General features: G+C 48.2%; 1 protein-coding gene. It reads right to left on the bottom strand.

The window, feature by feature from the left end; genetic code table 11:
• The coding region (locus tag A3756_RS04330; protein ID WP_197481160.1) for an efflux RND transporter permease subunit at positions 1–344 on the bottom strand (344 nt) is incomplete at both ends.

Raw genomic sequence — 344 nt, 5'->3', positions numbered from 1 at the left:
TTCATAAGCCATCCCATTTGGTAAAGAGCGGTCGAGAATAGCTGTGATGGCTGCTTCTGCTTGACCAGAACTATAACCGGGCTTGGCTTGTCCATTTAGGTCAGCCGCCGGATAGCCGTTGTACTTAGAAACGCGGTTTGGACCAGCGCCGTGCTGCACCGTTACAAACGAAGCAAGCGGCACCATTGATCCCTCACGGTTGCGCACTTTTAGCTTTTCCAGCTGCGTTTCATCTACTCTAAAGGCTTCATCGGCCTGCACATTGACCTGATNANTGCGACCAAATAAATTGACATCATTGACATATACCGAGCCCATATAGGCTTGCAAGGTATCAAAAATAT

Source organism: Oleiphilus sp. HI0086 (genome assembly GCF_001635225.1).
The sequence above is the reverse complement of the archived record's forward strand: the minus strand, read 5'-3'. Positions and strand labels throughout refer to the sequence as shown.